At 66.3% G+C, this 18,743-nt stretch carries 20 protein-coding genes and 1 tRNA gene; 9 read left to right on the top strand and 12 right to left on the bottom strand.

Going from position 1 to position 18,743, the window contains the following annotated elements:
- Nucleotides 1-1,094: 1,094 nt before the first annotated feature.
- Nucleotides 1,095-1,298: a hypothetical protein gene (locus tag PM1_RS16945; protein ID WP_024128400.1), complete on the top strand. Its 204-nt coding sequence runs from the start codon at nt 1,095-1,097 to the stop codon at nt 1,296-1,298.
- Nucleotides 1,299-1,472: 174 nt separating this feature from the next.
- On the opposite strand, the gene PM1_RS16940 is transcribed toward PM1_RS16945, so the two are convergent.
- A complete protein-coding gene (locus PM1_RS16940) occupies nt 1,473-1,823 on the bottom strand; it encodes a hypothetical protein (protein ID WP_009619928.1) in 351 nt (116 codons plus the stop codon).
- A gap of 431 nt (nt 1,824-2,254) precedes the next feature.
- On the opposite strand from PM1_RS16940, the gene PM1_RS16935 reads away from it, so the two are divergent.
- Nucleotides 2,255-2,680, top strand: coding sequence for a hypothetical protein (locus PM1_RS16935; RefSeq protein ID WP_009619932.1), 426 nt, complete (start codon nt 2,255-2,257; stop codon nt 2,678-2,680).
- Nucleotides 2,681-2,985: 305 nt separating this feature from the next.
- On the opposite strand, the gene PM1_RS16930 is transcribed toward PM1_RS16935, so the two are convergent.
- The gene (locus tag PM1_RS16930) at nt 2,986-3,405 is read right to left on the bottom strand and encodes a LytR/AlgR family response regulator transcription factor (protein ID WP_009619934.1); all 420 of its coding nucleotides are present in this window, start codon (nt 3,403-3,405) and stop codon (nt 2,986-2,988) included.
- Between the two features lie 410 nt (nt 3,406-3,815).
- Between PM1_RS16930 and PM1_RS16925 the strand changes: the two genes are divergently transcribed.
- A tRNA-Leu gene (locus PM1_RS16925) sits at nt 3,816-3,902 on the top strand.
- Between the two features lie 194 nt (nt 3,903-4,096).
- Nucleotides 4,097-4,312, top strand: coding sequence for a hypothetical protein (locus PM1_RS16920; RefSeq protein ID WP_009619935.1), 216 nt, complete (start codon nt 4,097-4,099; stop codon nt 4,310-4,312).
- Nucleotides 4,313-4,438: 126 nt separating this feature from the next.
- Here the strand turns inward: PM1_RS16920 and PM1_RS16915 are convergent, their stop codons facing one another.
- Nucleotides 4,439-4,657 carry a hypothetical protein gene (locus PM1_RS16915; protein ID WP_009619937.1) on the bottom strand — a complete coding sequence of 73 codons (219 nt, stop codon included), beginning with the start codon at nt 4,655-4,657 and terminating at the stop codon, nt 4,439-4,441.
- A 143-nt stretch (nt 4,658-4,800) separates the two neighbouring features.
- On the opposite strand from PM1_RS16915, the gene PM1_RS16910 reads away from it, so the two are divergent.
- Nucleotides 4,801-5,178 (top strand): LexA family protein, encoded by a 378-nt coding sequence (locus PM1_RS16910; protein ID WP_009619939.1) that lies wholly within the window; start codon nt 4,801-4,803, stop codon nt 5,176-5,178.
- A 4-nt stretch (nt 5,179-5,182) separates the two neighbouring features.
- Here PM1_RS16910 and PM1_RS16905 read toward each other — a convergent pair whose 3' ends face one another.
- The 3 genes from PM1_RS16905 to imuA are packed head-to-tail and all read right to left on the bottom strand — an operon-like array spanning nt 5,183 to nt 10,294.
- Nucleotides 5,183-8,257 carry an error-prone DNA polymerase gene (locus tag PM1_RS16905; RefSeq protein ID WP_009619941.1) on the bottom strand — a complete coding sequence of 1,025 codons (3,075 nt, stop codon included), beginning with the start codon at nt 8,255-8,257 and terminating at the stop codon, nt 5,183-5,185.
- Nucleotides 8,254-9,669 carry a Y-family DNA polymerase gene (locus tag PM1_RS16900; protein ID WP_009619944.1) on the bottom strand — a complete coding sequence of 472 codons (1,416 nt, stop codon included), beginning with the start codon at nt 9,667-9,669 and terminating at the stop codon, nt 8,254-8,256. Before PM1_RS16900 ends, PM1_RS16905 begins: the two co-directional genes overlap by 4 nt.
- 7 nt (nt 9,670-9,676) lie before the next feature.
- Entirely contained in the window at nt 9,677-10,294 is a 618-nt protein-coding gene (imuA, locus tag PM1_RS16895; RefSeq protein WP_009619946.1) for a translesion DNA synthesis-associated protein ImuA, read from the bottom strand.
- 401 nt (nt 10,295-10,695) lie between these two features.
- Here imuA and galU point away from each other — a divergent pair, with 401 nt between their 5' ends.
- Nucleotides 10,696-11,535 (top strand): UTP--glucose-1-phosphate uridylyltransferase GalU, encoded by an 840-nt coding sequence (galU, locus tag PM1_RS16890; protein WP_009619948.1) that lies wholly within the window; start codon nt 10,696-10,698, stop codon nt 11,533-11,535.
- Nucleotides 11,536-11,718: 183 nt separating this feature from the next.
- Here galU and PM1_RS16885 read toward each other — a convergent pair whose 3' ends face one another.
- The gene (locus tag PM1_RS16885; protein ID WP_009619950.1) at nt 11,719-12,150 is read right to left on the bottom strand and encodes a VOC family protein; all 432 of its coding nucleotides are present in this window, start codon (nt 12,148-12,150) and stop codon (nt 11,719-11,721) included.
- Between the two features lie 86 nt (nt 12,151-12,236).
- On the opposite strand from PM1_RS16885, the gene gorA reads away from it, so the two are divergent.
- Nucleotides 12,237-13,592 carry a glutathione-disulfide reductase gene (gorA, locus tag PM1_RS16880; RefSeq protein WP_009619952.1) on the top strand — a complete coding sequence of 452 codons (1,356 nt, stop codon included), beginning with the start codon at nt 12,237-12,239 and terminating at the stop codon, nt 13,590-13,592.
- Between the two features lie 172 nt (nt 13,593-13,764).
- Here the strand turns inward: gorA and PM1_RS16875 are convergent, their stop codons facing one another.
- Nucleotides 13,765-14,769: a bile acid:sodium symporter family protein gene (locus PM1_RS16875; protein ID WP_009619954.1), complete on the bottom strand. Its 1,005-nt coding sequence runs from the start codon at nt 14,767-14,769 to the stop codon at nt 13,765-13,767.
- A 140-nt stretch (nt 14,770-14,909) separates the two neighbouring features.
- The gene (locus tag PM1_RS16870; RefSeq protein ID WP_009619956.1) at nt 14,910-15,263 is read right to left on the bottom strand and encodes a hypothetical protein; all 354 of its coding nucleotides are present in this window, start codon (nt 15,261-15,263) and stop codon (nt 14,910-14,912) included.
- Nucleotides 15,264-15,395: 132 nt separating this feature from the next.
- On the opposite strand from PM1_RS16870, the gene PM1_RS16865 reads away from it, so the two are divergent.
- Complete coding sequence (locus PM1_RS16865) at nt 15,396-15,869, top strand: Lrp/AsnC family transcriptional regulator (RefSeq protein WP_009619958.1); 474 nt, start codon at nt 15,396-15,398, stop codon at nt 15,867-15,869.
- Between the two features lie 41 nt (nt 15,870-15,910).
- Here the strand turns inward: PM1_RS16865 and PM1_RS16860 are convergent, their stop codons facing one another.
- Nucleotides 15,911-16,417 carry a DUF1993 domain-containing protein gene (locus PM1_RS16860; protein ID WP_009619960.1) on the bottom strand — a complete coding sequence of 169 codons (507 nt, stop codon included), beginning with the start codon at nt 16,415-16,417 and terminating at the stop codon, nt 15,911-15,913.
- A 90-nt stretch (nt 16,418-16,507) separates the two neighbouring features.
- On the bottom strand, nt 16,508-17,227 hold the full coding sequence (locus PM1_RS16855) for an endonuclease (RefSeq protein ID WP_009619962.1): 720 nt from the start codon (nt 17,225-17,227) through the stop codon (nt 16,508-16,510).
- A gap of 154 nt (nt 17,228-17,381) precedes the next feature.
- On the opposite strand from PM1_RS16855, the gene PM1_RS16850 reads away from it, so the two are divergent.
- Nucleotides 17,382-17,717, top strand: coding sequence for a hypothetical protein (locus tag PM1_RS16850; RefSeq protein WP_043300275.1), 336 nt, complete (start codon nt 17,382-17,384; stop codon nt 17,715-17,717).
- 715 nt (nt 17,718-18,432) lie between these two features.
- On the opposite strand, the gene PM1_RS16845 is transcribed toward PM1_RS16850, so the two are convergent.
- Nucleotides 18,433-18,609 carry a hypothetical protein gene (locus tag PM1_RS16845; protein ID WP_009619965.1) on the bottom strand — a complete coding sequence of 59 codons (177 nt, stop codon included), beginning with the start codon at nt 18,607-18,609 and terminating at the stop codon, nt 18,433-18,435.
- Nucleotides 18,610-18,743 lie beyond the last annotated feature (134 nt).

The raw sequence follows: 18,743 nt of genomic DNA, 5'->3' as shown, positions 1-18,743 counted from the left end.
GATACCTGTCTGGGAATCTTCCGTGGGACAAGTTGCTCGGATGACGCTGCAACCTTTTGCGTTGCGCCCGAGCCTGAAGCGCCTAGTGTGGACCTAGTTGTTTCAGGAGTTCAGTGTCTAAATCGCCAGATTTTAACGGATTGGCGATACTTTATGATTTCTTCCGCCCGGCCGGAGTAGCGTATCCAGGCAATCTCGAACAGGTACATTGGACATGCAACCAACACGGCTACCCCTGGTGTACGTGCGAGCGGCACATCGGAAAAAATGAATGAGTCTCGTAGTCCCATTGCGAGAACCCATAGCCCAAGCCAAAGTAAAAACAGAATCTGAGAGGTGTGGCCTCGGCTGACTTCACGTCCGATCCACGCTGTGTCGAAGCGATGCTTGCGGATCCACCTAAGGTTTCTTAGTTTCAGGTGCCTGAAAGAATTGCGAATCCAATTCGAGCGCTTAAGTCGCACCTTGCGGAGGAAAGCAGGAGCTCTATTTGTGAGCCATTTTGCGATCCACTGAGCCTTGCGGAGTAAGCGGACTATGGCCCAGACGCAGAAGGTGCTCCAGATGCCTGAAGCCGCGTTGTCCCATAGCCACTGGACTAGATCGATGAACGTGGCTGTTTTGAAGTACATGGCCGATCCTTGATTATTTGATCAGTCGTTTTTGGGTGGTTGTGGTGGCGGCGGTGGAGCTAAAGGGGCTTTGGTGGGCAGCGCGCTAATAATCAGGGTTCCGGCTATCTAGGTCATTGAGTATCTGTTAGGCATCCGCTGAGAATTGCTGAAATAGATAGTCGTAACCTGTGTCTCCCCGCCAGTAACGCCACCGCTGCCCATCAATGGATGCTCTGGATTTTACAGTGTTGTTCTCCTCGTCAGGCCAAGTCTGAACAGAAAAGAAGTTGCGATTTCTTATGAACAATAAAACTTCATTATCCCGAACTGACGAGGCGAGCTCTACATCCGCCTTTCTTTGCGCTGAAATCATAAGGGTCTAGGGAGCGCGGCCATTACGAAGCTGTGCTTCAAAAAAACTATTTATATATCCTTTCCTGGGCCTGTTAGGTGGTGCAGGACGGTCGCTCATTTCTGCGAGTGGCGCATAAGGTCAAAAGGCTACTTCAGGCCCTGCCGGCTATCCGCAAGCACGGCATGTATCTTCACGCTCCGGTGATGTGCCCTTCGCTGACGAAAGAGCACTGGGCTGAGATTTACAGCAAGGTCGACAGCCTGGGCGTTCCAAAGGTCAGGTTGTATGTGGTCGACGAGGAAAACGATGATTCCGGCGAGCCTGGGTGATGGGTGAAATGATCCACTACCGCTCGTCGAACTGGGATCGATGCAGAAAATCAGGCCACCGGAGAGAACACGGCTTCGTCTCCTCGGAGCAGGCGTGCTGCCCTTGCGGCGCACACGAAAAAGCCCCGTGGGTTCGCACCCACGGGGCTTCGGCATTCCAGTGCGGCGCTGGATTTACTTCTTGCCGCCGAGGGCGCCGCCCGCCGCGCCGCCCAGGCCGGCGCCGATGGCCGCGCCGGTGCTGCCGCCGAGCTTGTTGCCGATGAGCGAGCCACCGGCGGCGCCCAGGCCGCCACCGATGGCGGCCTTGGTCTTCCTGCCTTTCTTGGCGGTGGCCGCGCTACCTGCCGCGCCGCCGACGCCGGCGCCGATCGCGGCACCGGTGCTGCCGCCCAGTTGCTGGCCGACGACGTTGCCCAGGGCGCCACCCAGGCCACCGCCGACGGCTGCCTGGGTACCGCCGCCAGCCATGGCGGCTTGGGCGAAGAGCAGGCTCAGGGCCAGGGCGGGGAGTGCTTTGCGCATATTGCTAACCTCGAGGGATGAAGGGCGGCAGGCTTGCCGCCCGGGATGGTCGATGGAGCGTCCGGATCGCAGGGCGATCCGCAATGTGAATTCGCTGGCGGTGTCAGACCGGCCGTAGCCGTTCCGGTTCCCGGGGCGGCGGAATTCTACCGGGCCCGGCGCTGCGCCGCTCGTTTCCTTGCCTGCCGCTGAATGCCGGATGCCATCCATGGTTCGCCGTGGCATACTGGCACTTTGGAATTGCGCTGCTCAAGGATGAGAGATGTCGCGCTTCGAATGGCTCGTCGTGGCCGCCGCCTGTCTTTTCATCGCCTGCTATCTGGCGGTCTACCTGTTGCTCCCGTACGAAAACATCGCGCCCGGCTGGTTGCCGCTGCGCTAGGCCGCGCCGTCTAGAGTGAAGGGAAAGCCCGATCGCGGAGGGGCCCGGCATGGCTGGCGTGAATCGGCGGTTGCTCTGGCACGGCTTGCTGCTGCTGTTGCTCGGCCTGCTCACCGGGCTGGTCGAGGCGCAGTTGAGCAATCCGCGCATGGTCCTGGCGGCCCACCTGGAGGGCATCCTCAATGGCCTGCTGTTGCTGGCGCTGGGGGCGATCTGGGGTGAGGTGGCGCTGTCGCGCAGGTGGCTGGGTGTCACTTTCTGCGCATTGCTCTACGGCGCCTATGCCAATTGGGCCTTTACGTTGCTCGCCGCGGTTTTCGGCACTGCGGCCATGTCGCCCGTCACCGCCGCTGGGCATAGCGGGGAGCCCTGGCAGGAGCTGCTGGTGACCCTTGGTTTCGTCAGCGTCGGCCTGGCGATCATCGTCGCCATCGGACTGCTGCTCTGGGGATTGCGCGGCAGGGTGGCGCGCTGAGAAGGGCGAGTGGCTGGCCGTCGCGTCCCTGCTCGGCCGGCCATGTCCTCAGCAAGAGGGCCAGGCATATTGCCATTACGCGACAGCGAAATAAACATACATCCTCGATTGCATGTATGCGAATCGCTCATACCTTGAGCTGATGCAAGTTTTCACTCGAACGATGGATAGCGGAAAGGAAAAAGCCCCGCGGCGAGGCGAGGCTTCTTCGTACTACCGATGGGGGCCGGTCCGTCAGCCTTCATGCAGTATAGAAGCGTGATGTTGCTTTGATATTGCAGGCGGTCGAGCGATACGCTCTTTCGTCAGCCAGCCCGCAGGGCAGGGGCTGTCTGCGGGCTGGCCAGCATGGAAGGTGGCAGCGACCCGTCCAGGGTGGCGATCACGGTCGCTCCGCCGCGGGCCCGCAGCAGGTTGCGGACCACGCCGACGCGCTGGCGGCTCAGGGGCAGGCGGGTTTCCGTGCCGTCGATGCCGATGCTGGCCGAATAGGCGTCCCAGCGCAGGTTGCTGACCAGGCTGCGGCGCACCAGGTGGCTGCGATGGATGCGGATGAACTCCTCCGCGAACTCGATTTCCAGGGCCTTCAGGGTGGCGTCGAAATGGATGCGTCCCTTGGCGGTGAAGGCCGTCACATACTTTTCTTCCGCGCTGAAATGCGTGATGTCCTTGGTTTCGATGACGACCAGGGACCTGCCCACGCGGGTGGCAATACGTTGCCTCATCGGACCTCTCCTGTTTGGCGTTTCGTGATCCACTGAACGTCAAAGTCTTGTACCGATGATGGCTCTGTGCTGGCTTTTCGACGGTTATGTGATTGGGTTCACGCTGCTCGGCTGTCCAGGGAAGGTGGCGGAAGAAAAAGCGGCCGCATCCGGGGTAATGCGGCCCAAGACGGAGTCGGCTTCCCTTCCGCCCCGTGGGTGGGCAGCTTATGCGACAGGGGAGATGGCAAAAAGCCGGTAATTCCGACTAGTCCCTTGTGCAGGGCGCTCGGAAAGAAAGGAATCGGCTGTGCCATCAAGCGCTTACGCCCGTGGTCCCGGCTTTACCGCAACGAGTCGACTCGGTATAGTCTCGGCCCTTCCACATTGCCCGGTGGCCGCGCTCTTCCGGCCTCGGCAATGCCCGCCCGGCTCGGATGGTGAAATTGGTAGACACAGCGCACTTAAAATGCGCCGGCCTCACGGTCTTGCGGGTTCGAGTCCCGCTCCGAGCACCAGAATCCCCCTCTGCATTCCCAGCTTCCCGATTCGGCAGCGTGACAATCGGCCGCGCCGCCGATGCCTGCCGCCGCGTCATCCGCCGGCTTGCGCACGGGGCCTGCGCTTGACCATTGGTCAGAATGCAACTCGCTGAAATCTTTGAGAAATATTGTTGTCCTAGGGTGCTCGCACTTTGTCATGAGGACCTGACGTGCAACGTGCAGCCCGCAACATCCGCAAGGTGCTGGACTCGGTAGCCAGCAACAACGAAGCCACTGCCATCGAAGTGATGCGCGCCGTGGAGCAAGTGCCCGACGAACTGCTGCGCCAGCGGTTGCTCAAGGCCATCCACCACCTGAACCAGGATGCAGCCGAATTGCGCGCCCTGCGCGACGAGGTCACCGGCGCGGACATTCGCCTGGCCTGAGGTCGGGTAGCCGGGGGAGCCGGCCTGCTCCGGGGCTGTCCAGCCTCGCCCGTCGGGCGAGAAAGCCGGGGGAGGGGCCTGTGCGGGGTTTCCGAAAAGCCTGAATGACGGCGGCCTGCTGCCGCCTCAGCGATGACTCCACGTTAGCCAGCCGGCATGGCGCCTGCGCGGGGCCGCCTGCGGCTGCGCCTGGGGCGCCGGCGCCTCGTGGGGGTGGGCCTGGGCCTCGCTGCGCGAATGCAGCCGGGCCCGGCGCATGGGCACGCGCAGGAAGGCCCACAGGGTGACGCCCGCCAGCAGCAGCCAGCCGAAAATCATGAGTGTGACGAACGTGCCAGGATTCATGCTGAAACTCCTCGCCCCCACACGAAGGATAGACCACGCCGGCGCGCTTGCCGGCGGCTGTCAATGGAGTGGGGAATGGCTTGCCGGGTTCACATTGTTTCTGGTATCTGTATGTATGTACAGTATTCCGAGGATGCCCCGTCATGTCTCATACCGCTTTCCTTCCTGCCGCCGCCGATCCGTCGGCGCTCCTTCAGGCGCAGCCGCGGTCGCTGGATGACCTGCTCGAGCTGCACACCCCCCATACCTACATAGTCCGCGCACATGGCGATGGTATGACCGGCGCCGGCATCCACGACAACGACCTGCTGGTGGTGGACCGCGCCTGCCTGGCCAGCTCCGGCGAGGTGGTGGTGGCCGCGGTGAACGGCGAGCCGCTGATCCGCCGCCTGGACATCATCGATGGCGGCTACGCGCTGCTGCCGGCCAACGACCGCTACCCGCCGATCCGCATCGGCGAGGGCGACGAACTGGCGATCTGGGGCGTGGTGCGCTGGAACCTGCACCGCCTGGCCAGCTGAGCCACTAGCGGAAATCGCGGCTGGGCACGTCCAGGCCGCTGAGCAGGGGCGTCAGGTCGACCAGTTGCTCGGCGATCACGTGGCGCACGCCGCTCTCGCTTTCCAGCCGGCCGCGCACCTGCAGCAGTTGCGCTTGCAGGAAGACGCGGCGCTGGCGCTCGGCCAGGTCGCGCCAGACCACCACGTTGACCAGGCCGAACTCGTCTTCCAGGGTGACGAAGGTAACGCCGCTGGCGGTCTGCGGCCGCTGCCGGCCGATGACCAGCCCGGCGACGCTGACCGGCCGGCCGTGCTCCAGGCCGGGCAACTCGCGGGAGCTGCGGCAGCGCAGCGCCTTCAACTGGCCGCGCAGCAGGTTCAGCGGGTGCGGGCCGAGGGTGGTGCCCAGGCTGGCGTAGTCGGTGAGCATTTCTTCGCCCAGGCTGGGCAGCGGCAGGCTCACCGCGGTCTCCGTCATCAGATCCTGGCCGGCGAACAGCGGTAGCTGCGGCTCCACCCCGGCCACGGCCCAGCGCGCCCGGTGGCGGTGCCCGGCCAGGCCGCGCAGGGCGCCGGCGTCGGCCAGGCGTTCGCGGGCCGCGGCGTCCAGGCCGGCCCGGTAGCTGAGGTCCTCGACGCTTTCGAAGGCCCGTCGCCCGCGGGCCTGGACGATGCGCAGGGCCAGCTCCTCGCGGAAGCCGCGGACCATGCGCAGCCCCAGGCGGATCGCCGGCTGTGCCTCGCCCTTGTCCTCCAGGCTGCAGTCCCAGTGGCTGTAGCGTACGTCCACCGGCCGCACCTCGACGCCGTGGCGACGGGCATCCTGCAGGACCTGGTCGGGGCTGTAGAAGCCCATCGGCCAGCTGTTGACCAGGGCACAGGCGAAGGCTGCCGGCTCGTGGCATTTCAGCCAGCTGCTGGCATAGGTGAGCAGGGCGAAGCTGGCGGCGTGGGACTCGGGGAAGCCATAGCTGCCGAAGCCTTTGATCTGTTCGAAGATGCGCGCGGCGAATTCGGCGGTATAGCCATTCTTCAACATGCCTGCGGTCAGGCGCAGGCGGTGTTTTTCCAGGCCGCCGTGGCGTTTCCAAGCGGCCATGGAGCGGCGCAGGTCGTCGGCTTCGCCGGCGGTGTAGTCGGCGGCCACTACCGCGACCTCCATGACCTGTTCCTGGAACAGCGGCACGCCCAGGGTGCGGCGGAACACCTGTTCCAGGGCCGGCGAGGGATAGGTGATCGGCTCCTCTCCATTACGCCGTCGCAGGTAGGGGTGGACCATGTCGCCCTGTATCGGGCCCGGGCGGACTATGGCGACCTCGATCACCAGGTCGTAGAAGGTTTTCGGCCGTAGCCGCGGCAGCATGGCCATCTGTGCGCGGGACTCGATCTGGAACACGCCTATGGCGTCGGCGCGGCTGATCATTTCGTAGGTGGCCGCGTCTTCCGGGGGGATGTTGGCAATGCTCATCGGCGTGCCGCGCAGTCGATGCACCAGGTCGAAACAGCGGCGCAGGGCACTGAGCATTCCGAGGGCGAGTACGTCGACCTTGAGCAGCTTCACTGCGTCGATATCGTCCTTGTCCCACTGGATCACGGTGCGTTCGGGCATGGACGCGTTCTCGACCGGGACCAGGCTGGTCAATGGCTGCTCGGAGATGACGAAGCCGCCGGGATGTTGCGACAGGTGGCGGGGAAAGCCGATCAGCTCGGCGGTGAGCGCCAGCACCCTGCGCATGACCGGGCTCTGTGGATCGAAGCCCGCTTCGCGCAGTTGCTCTTCGGGTGGCGTTTGCTCGCTCCAGCGCCCGCAGCATCCGGCCAGGGCGTCCACCTGGTCGGGCGGCAAGCCCAGGGCCTTGGCTATGTCGCGCATGGCGCCTGCGCCGCGGTAGCTGCTGACCACGGCGGTCAGGGCTGCACGCTGGCGGCCATAGCGACGGAAGACGTACTGGATGACCTCTTCGCGCCGCTCGTGCTCGAAGTCGACGTCGATGTCCGGTGGCTCGTTGCGTTCGCGGGAGATGAAGCGGCCGAAAAGCAGCTTGCTGCGCGATGGGTCCAGTTCGGTGATGCCCAGGGCGAAGCACACCGCGGAGTTGGCGGCCGAGCCACGCCCCTGGCAGAGAATGCCCTGGCTGCGGGCGAACTGGACAATGTCGTGGACCGTGAGGAAGTAGTTCTCGTACTCCAGTTCGGCGATCAGCAGCAGTTCCTTGCCGATGCGTTTGAGCACCTTTTTCCGCGCCCCCTCTGGCCAGCGCCTGCGGATGCCGGCATAGGTCATCTGGCATAGCCAGGACTTCGGCGTGTGCCCCTCGGGCACCAGTTCGCGGGGATACTGGTAGCGCAGTTGTTCGAAATCGAAACTGCAGCGCCCCGCAATCCGCAACGTCTCCTCCAGCAACTGCGCCGGATACAGCTCGGCCAATACTTCCCGCGGGCGCAGGTGGCGTTCGCCGTTGGGAAACAGATAGGCGCCGGCTTCGCTGACCGGCAGGTGCTGACGGATGGCCGTCATGCAGTCCTGCAGGGCGCGGCGGCCGCGGCTGTGCATGTGCACGTCGCCGCAGGCCACGGCGGCGATGCCATGGCGGGTGGCCTGGGCCAGCAGGGCTTGCAGGCGGGAGCTGTCATCCGCGCCGCGGTGCAGCTCGACGCCTAGCCAGAGGCGTTGCGGGAAGCGTTCGCGCAGCCAGGTTCCGTCCGTATCCGTTGGTGCGTCGGGCAGCCAGATCGCCAACAGGCCATCCAGGCCGGCTTCCAGGTCTTCGCGCAACAGGCGGTAGCTGCCCTTTTCGGCCCGGCGCCGGGCGTGGGTGATGAGCCGGCAGAGGTTCTGGTAGCCGGCGAGGTTCTCGGCCAGCAGCACCAGCTTGGGGCCGGCCTCGATGCGTACTTCGCTGCCGACGATCAGTGCCAGCTTGCATTCCTTCGCCGCCTGCCAGGCGCGGACGATGCCGGCCAGGCTGCATTCGTCGGTGATCGCCAGGGCGCGGTAGCCCAGGCGCGCGGCGCGTTCGAAGAGCTCGCTGGCGCTGGAGGCGCCGCGCTGGAAACTGAAGTTCGACAGGCAGTGCAGCTCGGCGTAGGCGGGAGTCATGCGAACCAGCCGTGGATCAGCCACGGCCCCTCGCTGCCGACCTCGCGGTAGACCCAGGCCTGCTGGCCGGCGCGGGTCTGCACCCGGTAGTAGTCGCGGCGCAGGTCGGCGCCGTCCCACCAGCCGGACTCGATGCGCTCCGGCCCGGCGAGCACCCTGGGCAGGCTTTCGCGCAGCGCCTGTGGCTGCAACAGCAGCCACCCGGGACGCGGCCCGCAGGGCGGCAAGGGCAGGGCGCGCGGGCTTTCCCGAGGTTGCCAGGCCTGCTCCGGGCGGTGCTCGGCGAGGGCGCCCAGGCCATGCACGGCCTCGTCGCCGAGGCGGGCGCGCAGGCGTTCGCGCAACTGCTCCCAGGGCTGCGTCTGCTGGGGGCGCTCGTCGAACAGCTGGCGCCATTCGGGGGCGAAGGGTGGCAGGTCGTCGGCCTGCAGGCGCACGGCGTGTACCGCGGCGGGCAACTGCAAATGCTCCAGGCGGCCGCGGCTCAGCTCGAAGAGCATGGCCGGCTCGCGTTCGGCGCTGAGCAGGCCGACCGGCATGCAGGTGTCGCTGCGGCCGTGGTGCTCCAGATACAGCTCGAAGCGCTGCACGCCGCTGTCGCGCCCGGCGAGGAAGGCGGTGAGGTCGCCGGTCAGGCGACGCAGGGGGAAGAGCAGGGCCTGGGTCGATTCGACGTCGAAGTTCAGCTCGATGCGGCTTTCGAAGCGCTCCGGCGGCCGGTAGAAGTCCAGGGCCAGCGGCCGCTGGCCGAGCAGGCTGTCGACCTGTCGCAGCAGTTCCGCCGGAAAGCGCCGGGCCAGGCCATCGCGGGGCAGGGCGAGCAGTTGCTGCAGGCTGCGCAGGCCCATGCGCGCCAGGCTGGCCACGCTTTCCCGGGGCAGCCCGCAGCGCTCCAGGGGCAGGCGGCCGAGGGCGCTGCGCAGGGCTTGCGGCCGTTCCACCAGCAGGCCGTCGCCGACGTTGACCAGTACCCGCGCGGCGGCGGGATTGGGCGCCACGCCGATGCGGTGGCTGAAGCCCAGGGCCCGCAGCTCCTCGCGCAGACGGGCCTCGAAGCGCGGCCAGGGGCCGAACAGCGCCAGGCTGGAGGCGACCTCCAACAGCAGCGCGCGCGGGTAATGCTGGCTGACCTGGGAGCTGAAGCCGTAGGCCCAGGCGGCGAGCAGGTCCTGGCTGCGCTGGATGGCCGCCTGGTCGTACTCGGCGCAGTCGAAATCGCGGCACAGGGCGCGCGCCGCGGTCAGCGACAGGCCGGGACGCAGGCCGAGCCGGCGGGCCGCCGGGTTGACTGCCTGCAGCACGCGCCGCTGCGGCGGGCCGGCGAGCAGGGCGAGGGGCGCCTCGGGATCGCTGCGCTGGCGCAGGGCGGCGTCCATGGCCAGCTGTGGCAGGAGAATGCAGGCCCAGAGCATGGCGACCTCAGTTCAGGGCAGCCAGCGGCAGGGGGCTGGCCGGGGCGAGGCCGCCACGGCACTTGAGCACCCGCAGCTGTGCCGGGCGGGCTTCGAGGGCCAGGCGCAGGGCGGCCGGCGAGGGGTTGAGCGCCTCGCGCAGCGGGCGAAAGGCGAAGGCCAGCGTCTGGCCGCTTTCCGCCGCCACCTGCAGGCGGCGCAGGGCACGGTCGTCGGCCTGCTGCGGCCAGCACAGCACGGCGCCGCAGCAACCCGAACGCAGGCATTGCTCGGTCGACCAGAGCGCATCGCGGCCACTGGCCTCGACCCACACCAGGTGTTGCAAGTCGACGCCGGCCGCCAGCCAGGCGCGGGGGTAGGGGATGTGCGGCGGCGCCACCAGCACCACGCGCTCGCCGGCGCGGCTCAAGCGCGCCAGGGTCGGCCAGAGCAGCTGCAGTTCACCGATGCCCTCGGCGCCATGGAGAATCTCGCTCAGCGCCGACTCCGGCCAGCCGCCGCCGGGCAGCAGGGCGTCCAGACGGGCGTGGCCGGTGGGCTGGGCCGCGCTGGGCGCGGTGCCGGCCTGGCCTTTCCAGACGCGTCGCTGGTCGAGCAGCGCACCCAGGTCTACGGCGAGGCCCATGGTCGGCACCGGTGGTGGGGAAGGCAGAAGCGACGCAAGATGGAATCCTAGAATACTGTATGTAAATACAGTATCCGGTCTCGTCCCTATCCGGTCAATACGGCCGGATCGCTCCGCTGCGACGATCCGCCGGAAGGCTGAGCCAGGTCAGCCCGGGGCGTGGCGGTGTCCTTCAGAGTGTGTAGGTCGAGGCCGACAGACGGTCGCCGAGGGCAGCCGGTGCTGACTTTTTGCCAGTATCGGTCGAACTTGCCGGCGCCGCGGCGGTCTGACTAGCCGTTGCCCATCTCCCGACGGGCCTGCGCCTCCGCTGGCGGGCGCGCAGCGTGGGCATTGTAAGCCGCACGCGGGCTCATTAGACTGCGCGCCATTCACACCCTCGTTCATGTCGAAGGACTTCCATGATCAAGAAATGTCTGTTCCCGGCTGCCGGCTACGGCACCCGCTTCCTCCCGGCCACCAAGGCCATGCCCAAGGAAATGCTGCCGATCGTCAACAAGCCGCTGATCCAGTACGGCGTCGAAGAGGCGCTGGAAGCCGGGCTGTCGGAGATCGGCATCGTCACCGGCCGCGGCAAGCGTTCGCTGGAAGACCATTTCGACATCAGCTACGAGCTGGAAACCCAGATCCGCAACACCGACAAGGAAAAGTACCTGGTCGGTATCCGCCGCCTGATCGACGAGTGCACCTTCTCCTACACCCGTCAGATCGAGATGAAGGGCCTGGGCCACGCCATCCTCACCGGCCGTCCGCTGATCGGCGACGAGCCCTTCGCCGTGGTCCTGGCCGACGACCTCTGCCTGAACCTGGAAGGCGACAGCGTCCTGAAGCAGATGGTCAAGCTGTACAACCAGTTCCGCTGCTCCATCGTGGCCATCCAGGAAGTGCCGCCGGAAGAGACCAACAAGTACGGCGTGATCGCCGGCGAGATGATCCGCGACGACATCTACCGCGTGAACAACATGGTCGAGAAGCCCAAGCCGGAAGAAGCGCCGTCGAACCTGGCGATCATCGGCCGCTACATCCTGACCCCGGACATCTTCGAGCTGATCGAGCAGACCGAGCCGGGCAAGGGTGGCGAGATCCAGATCACCGACGCCCTGATGAAGCAGGCCCAGGATGGCTGCGTGCTGGCCTACAAGTTCAAGGGCAAGCGCTTCGACTGCGGTAGCGCCGAGGGCTACATCGAGGCGACCAACTTCTGCTACGAGAACCTCTACAAGACCGGCAAGGCCTGGTAACCCCAGCGCGTTCCCGGTTCGTCGAAGAAGCCACCCGCGGGTGGCTTCTTCGTTTCCGGCGCCCGCACGATCCACACGCTTTTCGTAGGAGCGAGGGGGACGCCTGGTTCTTGCTCGCGAACGCTGTTTCCGGTGCGTGGGCGGTTCGCGAGCAAGTTCGCTCCTACAAAAAGCGCTGCAAAGCTATGGCGCCTGAGGGATCGGCATGTCTTCCGAGCCCGGCCCCAGGGGTTGGCCGTAGCTGAACTCGACGTAATTGCCTGATGGATCCCTGAGGCCACAGTAATAGCCAACAGGGTAGGGCTCCTGGCGTGGCGCCCAGATCAGGCAGCCGGCGCGCTCGGCCTCGGCGGCGATGACGTCGACCTTCTCGTGGCTGTCCACCGCGAAGCCGAAGTGGCTGTAGTCGTCGCTGGCCAGGTGGCGGGCCTCGCCGCCGGGCATGATGACGAAGATGAACTGGTGCTCCTTGCCCGGCTCGGCCATCCACACGATGCGCGAGCCCTTGCCCTCGCGCTGGTGGATCACGCGCATGCCGCAGAAGCGTTCGTAGAAGGCGATGCAGGCCTCCAGGTCCGGTACGTGCAGGGCCAGGTGAGTCAGGGTCGGGCGCATGGCGGCTTCCTCCTGTGGGCTCTGCTGGCAGGATAGGCCAGCGGCGATGAGGTATGCTGCCGGGCATCTGCCAGTGGAGAACGACGATGGCTTTCGATTTCGACCTGTTCGTGATTGGCGCGGGTTCCGGCGGCGTGCGCGCCGCGCGGTTCGCCGCGGGGTTCGGCGCGCGCGTGGCGGTGGCCGAGAGCCGCTACCTGGGCGGCACCTGCGTGAACGTCGGCTGCGTGCCGAAGAAGCTGCTGGTGTACGGTGCGCACTTCCACGAGGACTTCGAGCAGGCCGCCGGCTTCGGCTGGAGCCTGGGCGAAGCGCGCTTCGACTGGCCGACCCTGATCGCCAACAAGAACCGCGAGATCCACCGCCTCAACGGCATCTACCGCAACCTGCTGGTGAACAGCGGGGTGAGCCTGCTCGAAGGCCATGCGCGCCTGGTCGACGCCCACACCGTGGAAGTCGACGGCCAGCGCTTCCGCGCCGCCAACATCCTCATCGCCACCGGCGGCTGGCCCCAGGTGCCGGACATCCCCGGCAAGGAACACATCATCACCTCCCAGGAGGCCTTCTTCCTGCCGCAGCTGCCGCGCCGGGTGCTGGTGGTGGGCGGCGGCTACATCGCCGTGGAGTTCGCCTCCATCTTCCATGGCCTGGGTGCGCAGACCAGCCTGCTGTACCGCCGCGAACTGTTCCTGCGCGGCTTCGACCGCAGCGTGCGCGAGCACCTGCGCGACGAACTGACGAAGAAGGGCCTGGACCTGCAGTTCAACGCCGACATCGCGCGCATCGACAAGCAGGCCGACGGCAGCCTGCTGGCGACTCTCAAGGACGGTCGCCTGCTGGAGGCCGACTGCGTGTTCTACGCCATCGGCCGCCGGCCGATGCTCGATGGCCTGGGGCTGGAGAACGTCGATGTAGCCTTGAACGACAAGGGCTTCGTCAAGGTCGACGAGGCCTACCGCACCAGCGAGCCGTCGATCCGCGCCATCGGCGACGTCATCGGCCGCGTGCAGCTGACGCCGGTGGCCCTGGCCGAGGGCATGGCCGTGGCGCGCCACCTGTTCCGCCCCGAGGAATACCGGCCGGTGGACTACAAGCTGATCCCCACGGCGGTGTTCAGCCTGCCGAACATCGGCACCGTCGGCCTCACCGAGGACGAGGCGCGCGCCGCCGGGCACCGCGTCAAGCTGTTCGAGAGCCGCTTCCGCGCGCTCAAGCTGACCCTTACCGAATCCCAGGAAAAGACCCTGATGAAGCTGATCGTCGACGCCGACAGCGACCAGGTGCTGGGCTGCCACATGGTCGGCCCGGAGGCCGGCGAGATCCTCCAGGGCATCGCCGTGGCGCTCAAGGCCGGGGCCACCAAGCGCGTGTTCGACGAGACCATCGGCATCCACCCGACGGCGGCCGAGGAGTTCGTCACCATGCGTTCGCCGGTGGCCTGACTTCGCGGGGCACCAACCTGGAGGAGCGGACCCTGCCCGCGATTCGCGCGCAGGGCGCGCTCCTACAGGCAAATATGGCACTCCGTAGGATGGGTTGAGCGAAGCGATACCCATCGCCGTGGCCGCATGGGTTTCGCCAAGGCTCAACCCATCCTGCGAAAAGCGCCTCGGCTCAGCGCGACTGCGCCACCTGCGCCGCCGCTGCGCTTTCCTGCTGGCGCTTGGCGTAGCGCTGGGCCAGCACCGCGCAGACCATCAGCTGGATCTGGTGGAAGAGCATCAGCGGCAGCAGGATCACGCCGATGCTGCCGGTGGCGAACAGCACCTGGGCCATGGGCACGCCGGTGGCCAGGCTCTTCTTCGAGCCGCAGAAGACGATGGTGATCTCGTCCTCCTTGTTGAAGCCCAGGCGGCGGCTGAGTTGGTTGGTGGCCAGCAGCGCCAGGGCCAGCAGGATGCAGCACACCACCACCAGGCCGGCCAGCGCGGTCAGCGGCACCTGGTGCCACAGGCCCTGGATCACCGCGGCGCTGAAGGCGGTGTAGACCACCAGCAGGATCGAGCCCTGGTCGACGTAGCGCAGCACCGGCTTGTGCCGGTCCACCCAGCCGCCGATCACGCCGCGCAGGGCCTGGCCGGCGATGAAGGGCACCAGCAGTTGCAGGGTGATCTTGCCGATGGCATCGAGGGTGGAGACGCCGGTGTCGCCATGCACGCCCAGCAGCAGCTGGACCAGCAGCGGGGTGAGGAAGATGCCGATCAGGCTGGACGCCGAGGCGCTGCACACCGCCGCCGGGATGTTGCCGCGGGCCAGCGAGGTGAAGGCGATGGACGACTGCACGGTGGCCGGCAGGGCGCACAGGTACAGCAGGCCCAGGTACAGGTCCGGGGTCACCAGCGGCGAGAGCACCGGCTTGAGCGCCAGGCCGAGGATCGGGAAGAGGATGAAGGTGCAGGCGAACACCAGCAGGTGCAGGCGCCAGTGGGTGGCGCCGGCGATGATGGCCTGGCGCGACAGCTTGGCGCCGTGCAGGAAGAACAGCAGGCCGATGGCCAGGTTGGTGATCCAGCCGAAGGCGGTGGCCACCTGCCCCTGGCAGGGCAGCAGGCTGGCGATGGCCACGGTGGCGACCAGAGCCAGGGTGAAGTTGTCGGGGAGCAGACGTGGGCGAGCCATGGCGATCATCTCGGGCAAGGTACGAAGAATGCGGTCGCCGCCTCTGACGGACGGATGACGGTTCCGACTCTATGCCCGCGGTGGCCTTCCGGCTAACGCGAGAAAGCCAGCCTGTATCGCTGAACGGACAGATCGCTCCGTCAGCAGCCGCTGAACGCCAATTCCACCGCCGCCACGCTGACCAGCGAGCGCATGCGCTCGGCCATCACCTCGCCACGCTGCTCCGGCATGCCCGCGATGCGCAGGTCCACCTGCAGCCATTCCCCCGCCTGCACGGCATGCACCTCGGCCGGCAGCCAGCCCTGCAGGGCGAACAGGTTCAGCAGCTTGCACAGCACGTCGGCGTCGGCTTCGGCGCGGATGGCGAAGTGCGCCTGGCGCGCCATATCGGCCGGGCGGCGGGTCCAGCCGTCGGGGCGCTCGGCGGGGGCGGCGTCGAGCAGGCTGGCGGGCAGGGCGGCGGTGCTGTTGGGCAGGGAAACGGCTTGGTTCATGGCGGGTGACCGGCAAGGCTGGGAGGTGGCTCATTGTCGGTGGCCCGGCCGGGTTTTGCTTTGCGAAATGGGCGCCAAGATGAGTGGATTGGGAATAGACTATGCGTGATTTTATGGATTGGAGAATAAATCATGCCGATCGAGCTGGATGCCTATGACAAACGCATCCTCGCCCTGCTGCAGGAGGAGGCGACCTTCTCCACCGCCGAGATCGCCGAGCGCATCGGCCTGTCGCAATCCCCGTGTTGGCGGCGTATCCAGCGTCTGAAGGAAGAAGGGGTGATCCGCCGCCAGGTGACCCTGCTGGACCGCAAGAAGATCGGCCTCAACACGCAGATTTTCGCCCAGGTGAAGCTGAACACCCACGGCCGCAACAACCTCACCGAGTTCGCCGCGGCCATCCGCGAGTTCCCCGAGGTGCTGGAATGCCATGTGCTGATGGGCGCAGTGGACTTCATGCTGCGCATCGTCACCGAGGACATCGAGGCCTACGAGCGCTTCTTCTTCGAGCGCCTGTCGCAGGTGCCGGGCATCCAGGAGATCAACTCCATAGTCGCGCTGTCGGAGATCAAGTCGACCACCAGCCTGCCGCTGCCGGGACGCTGACGGGAGGAGGGCGCCGGCCAGGCCGGCGCCCGCGGGCGGGCTCAGGCGCCGCCGAGGAAGTCCATCTTGCCCAGCTCCACGCCGTTGTGGCGGAGGATGGCGTAGGCGGTGGTGACGTGGAAGTAGAAGTTGGCGTTGGCGAAGCCGAGCAGGAAGTCCAGGCCCTTGAACTGCAGCTCGCGGCTCGGCGTCTTGATGTGGATGTCGCGGTTCTCGGCGCCTTCGAACTGCTCGGGCTTGAAGCCCTTGAGGTAGTCGACGGTCTTCGCGATGCGCGCCTGCAGGTCGGCGAAGCTCTGTTCGTCGTCGGCGTAGCTGGGAATCTCCACGCCGGCCAGGCGGGCGGCGCAGCCCTTGGCGGCGTCGCTGGCGATCTGCACCTGGCGCGCCAGCGGGAACATGTCCGGGGCCAGGCGGGCGTTCAGCAGCACCGTCGGGTCGATGGACCTGGCCTGGGCATGGGCCTCGGCCTTGGCCAGGATGGCCGAGAGGTTGCCGAGCATGCGGATGAACACCGGAACGGAAATCTGGTAGATCGACAGGGACATGCGAGGTACTCCAGACAGGGAAAATGAGGCCTGCGCGACAGGGCGCGCCCGCTGAGTCTACTGCCGGGCGCGGCGGCCGTCGCCTGGCTTTCAGCGCCCGGCGACGCTGCCCGCGCTGCCGCAGCCCTGCAGGTCGATCTTGCCCACGTAGGGATTGCCCCAGCCCATCACGCAGCCGACCATCTGGTTGCGCTGGCGCTCCCAGCTTTCCACCGGGTACTGCTTGCTCCAGGCCTGGTACAGCTGGCGGTCCTGCTTGGACAGCCTCAGGCCGTAGCGGTCGCTCATGTAGAAGTAGGTGCGGGCGATCATCCCGCGGATCTGCGGGCGCGGCATGGCCTTCTTCGCTTTGAAGTCGATGACCATCGGGCAGGCGCCATACTGCGGCGCCTGCTGCGGCAGCCAGCCGTAGCCGAAGTTGTTGCGGTCGCCGTTGACCTCGCCGATGCTCGGCACCAGGTTGAACAGGTCGGCCTCGGCGCGCTGGTACACCGGGTCGTGCCGCGAGCAGTTGCTGCGCCCGCCGCTCTGCCAGCACTGGCGCTGGTGGCCGATGACCCAGGCCGGGACTATGTGCTCCCATTCGATGCGCCCGGCGCGCTTGGCGTTCTTGCGCGGTACGTAGCCGCAACTGGCCAGGTCGACGCGGTTGCCCTTGTAGCGGCAGCCGCAATAGAACTCCACCGACTGGCGGGCATAGAGCTTCCAGCCGATCTTCTTGGCTTCCTGGAAGGTGCGCGGGGCGGCGGCGGAGGCGGCCAGGGGCAAGGCCGCGAGCAGGAGGAATAGTGCTTGGCGACGAATATTCATCAGAAACTTCTTTCAGAAATCGTCGCATCTTACTGATATGAAACGATCTGCCAATCGTGGCAATCGAATGGCAAGGAACAGGTGCGTAGGAAACTGGAGTTGTTAGACTGGGAACATTTCCAGCCTAACCGGAGGTTCAGCCAGCATGACCCGCATGAAGAGCCGAGCGCTTTGCGGCCTGCTCGCCAGCCTGGTGGCCGGGGTGGCGCTGGCCGGCCAGCCGCCGGTGCGCAGCATCGAGCGCATCTACGTCAGCCCCGGTGCCAGCGGCAGCATCGACAGCTCGTCGAGCGTGCAGCGCTATGACGGCTATGGTGGCGTCCAGGTTCCGCGCAGCTACGAACAGGGCTCCAGCCGGGTGATCATCGACAACAGCGGCGGTGGCACCAACGGTGGCATCCGCCAGAGCATCGAATACCCCAATGGCGTGCAGTTCGACGTCACCCCGGGGACGACGCGTTCGAACGGGCAGCGGCGGTCGTATCCCTGAGGGTGTGGCGTTCGCGGGGCGTGGCCGGCCTGGCGGCCGGATCGCGGATGAATCCGCTCCTACGTTGCCGGCTGCGCCGAGGTGCCTTTCGTAGGATGGGTTGAGCTTGCGAAACCCATGCGGTCGCGGTGATGGGTATCGCTTCGCTCAACACCATCCTACGAAAAGCCAGGTTCGCTCATACGGAGTGGGCCCGGTGCAGGACTACCGTAGCGGGCCCTGCCCGCGATTCGCGCGCAGGGCGCGCTCCTACAGGGGGAGGGGGCGGGGTTACCTGTAGGACAACTGTCTTGCCGGCTGTGCCGAGATGCTTTTCGTAGGATGGGTTGAGCTTGCGAAACCCATGCGCTCGCGGTGATGGGTATCGCTTCGCTCAACACCATCCTACGAAAAGCCAGGTTCGCTCATACGGAGTGGGTCCGGTGCAGGACTACCGGAACGGTCCCTGCCCGCGATTCGCGCGCAGGGCGCGCTCCTACAGGGGGAGGGTGCGGGGTTACCTGTAGGACAACTGTCTTGCCGGCTGTGCCGAGATGCTTTTCGTAGGATGGGTTGAGCTTGCGAAACCCATGCGGTGGTGGTGATGGGCTTCGCTCAACCCATCCTACGGGGTTACATCGCGATCACGCGTGGTATGTGGGATGGTGTAGGAGCGGACTCCGTCCGCGATTCGCGCGCAGGGCGCGCTCCTACAAGGGCTCGGTGCCGCGAAGGCTCAGGACTCCTTGCGCACCAGGCGCGACTTGCTCAGCCCGCCCTTGCAGTAGAAGGGGCCGGTGTCGCCGCGCAGGTGGTAGAGGGTGGCGAGGAAGGCGGAACTGGTGCGGCCGACGGAGAGGCTGCGAAGTTTGTGGTAGGCCCACAGCCAGTCCTTGGGGAGCGTCTTGCTCATGGACTCGTCCTTGATTCAGCGTGCTGGTGCGAAACTGCCCCAAGGACATTAGTGGCCGAACCCCTTGTGCGCAAGTCCGGCCGCTCTGCGGCAAGCCTTTGCGGCCTTTTGCCATCTCCGCGGAGGGGGAGGCC

Source organism: Pseudomonas sp. M1, from assembly GCF_022760135.1.
Taxonomy (GTDB): domain Bacteria; phylum Pseudomonadota; class Gammaproteobacteria; order Pseudomonadales; family Pseudomonadaceae; genus Pseudomonas; species Pseudomonas citronellolis.
The sequence above is the reverse complement of the archived record's forward strand: the minus strand, read 5'-3'. Positions and strand labels throughout refer to the sequence as shown.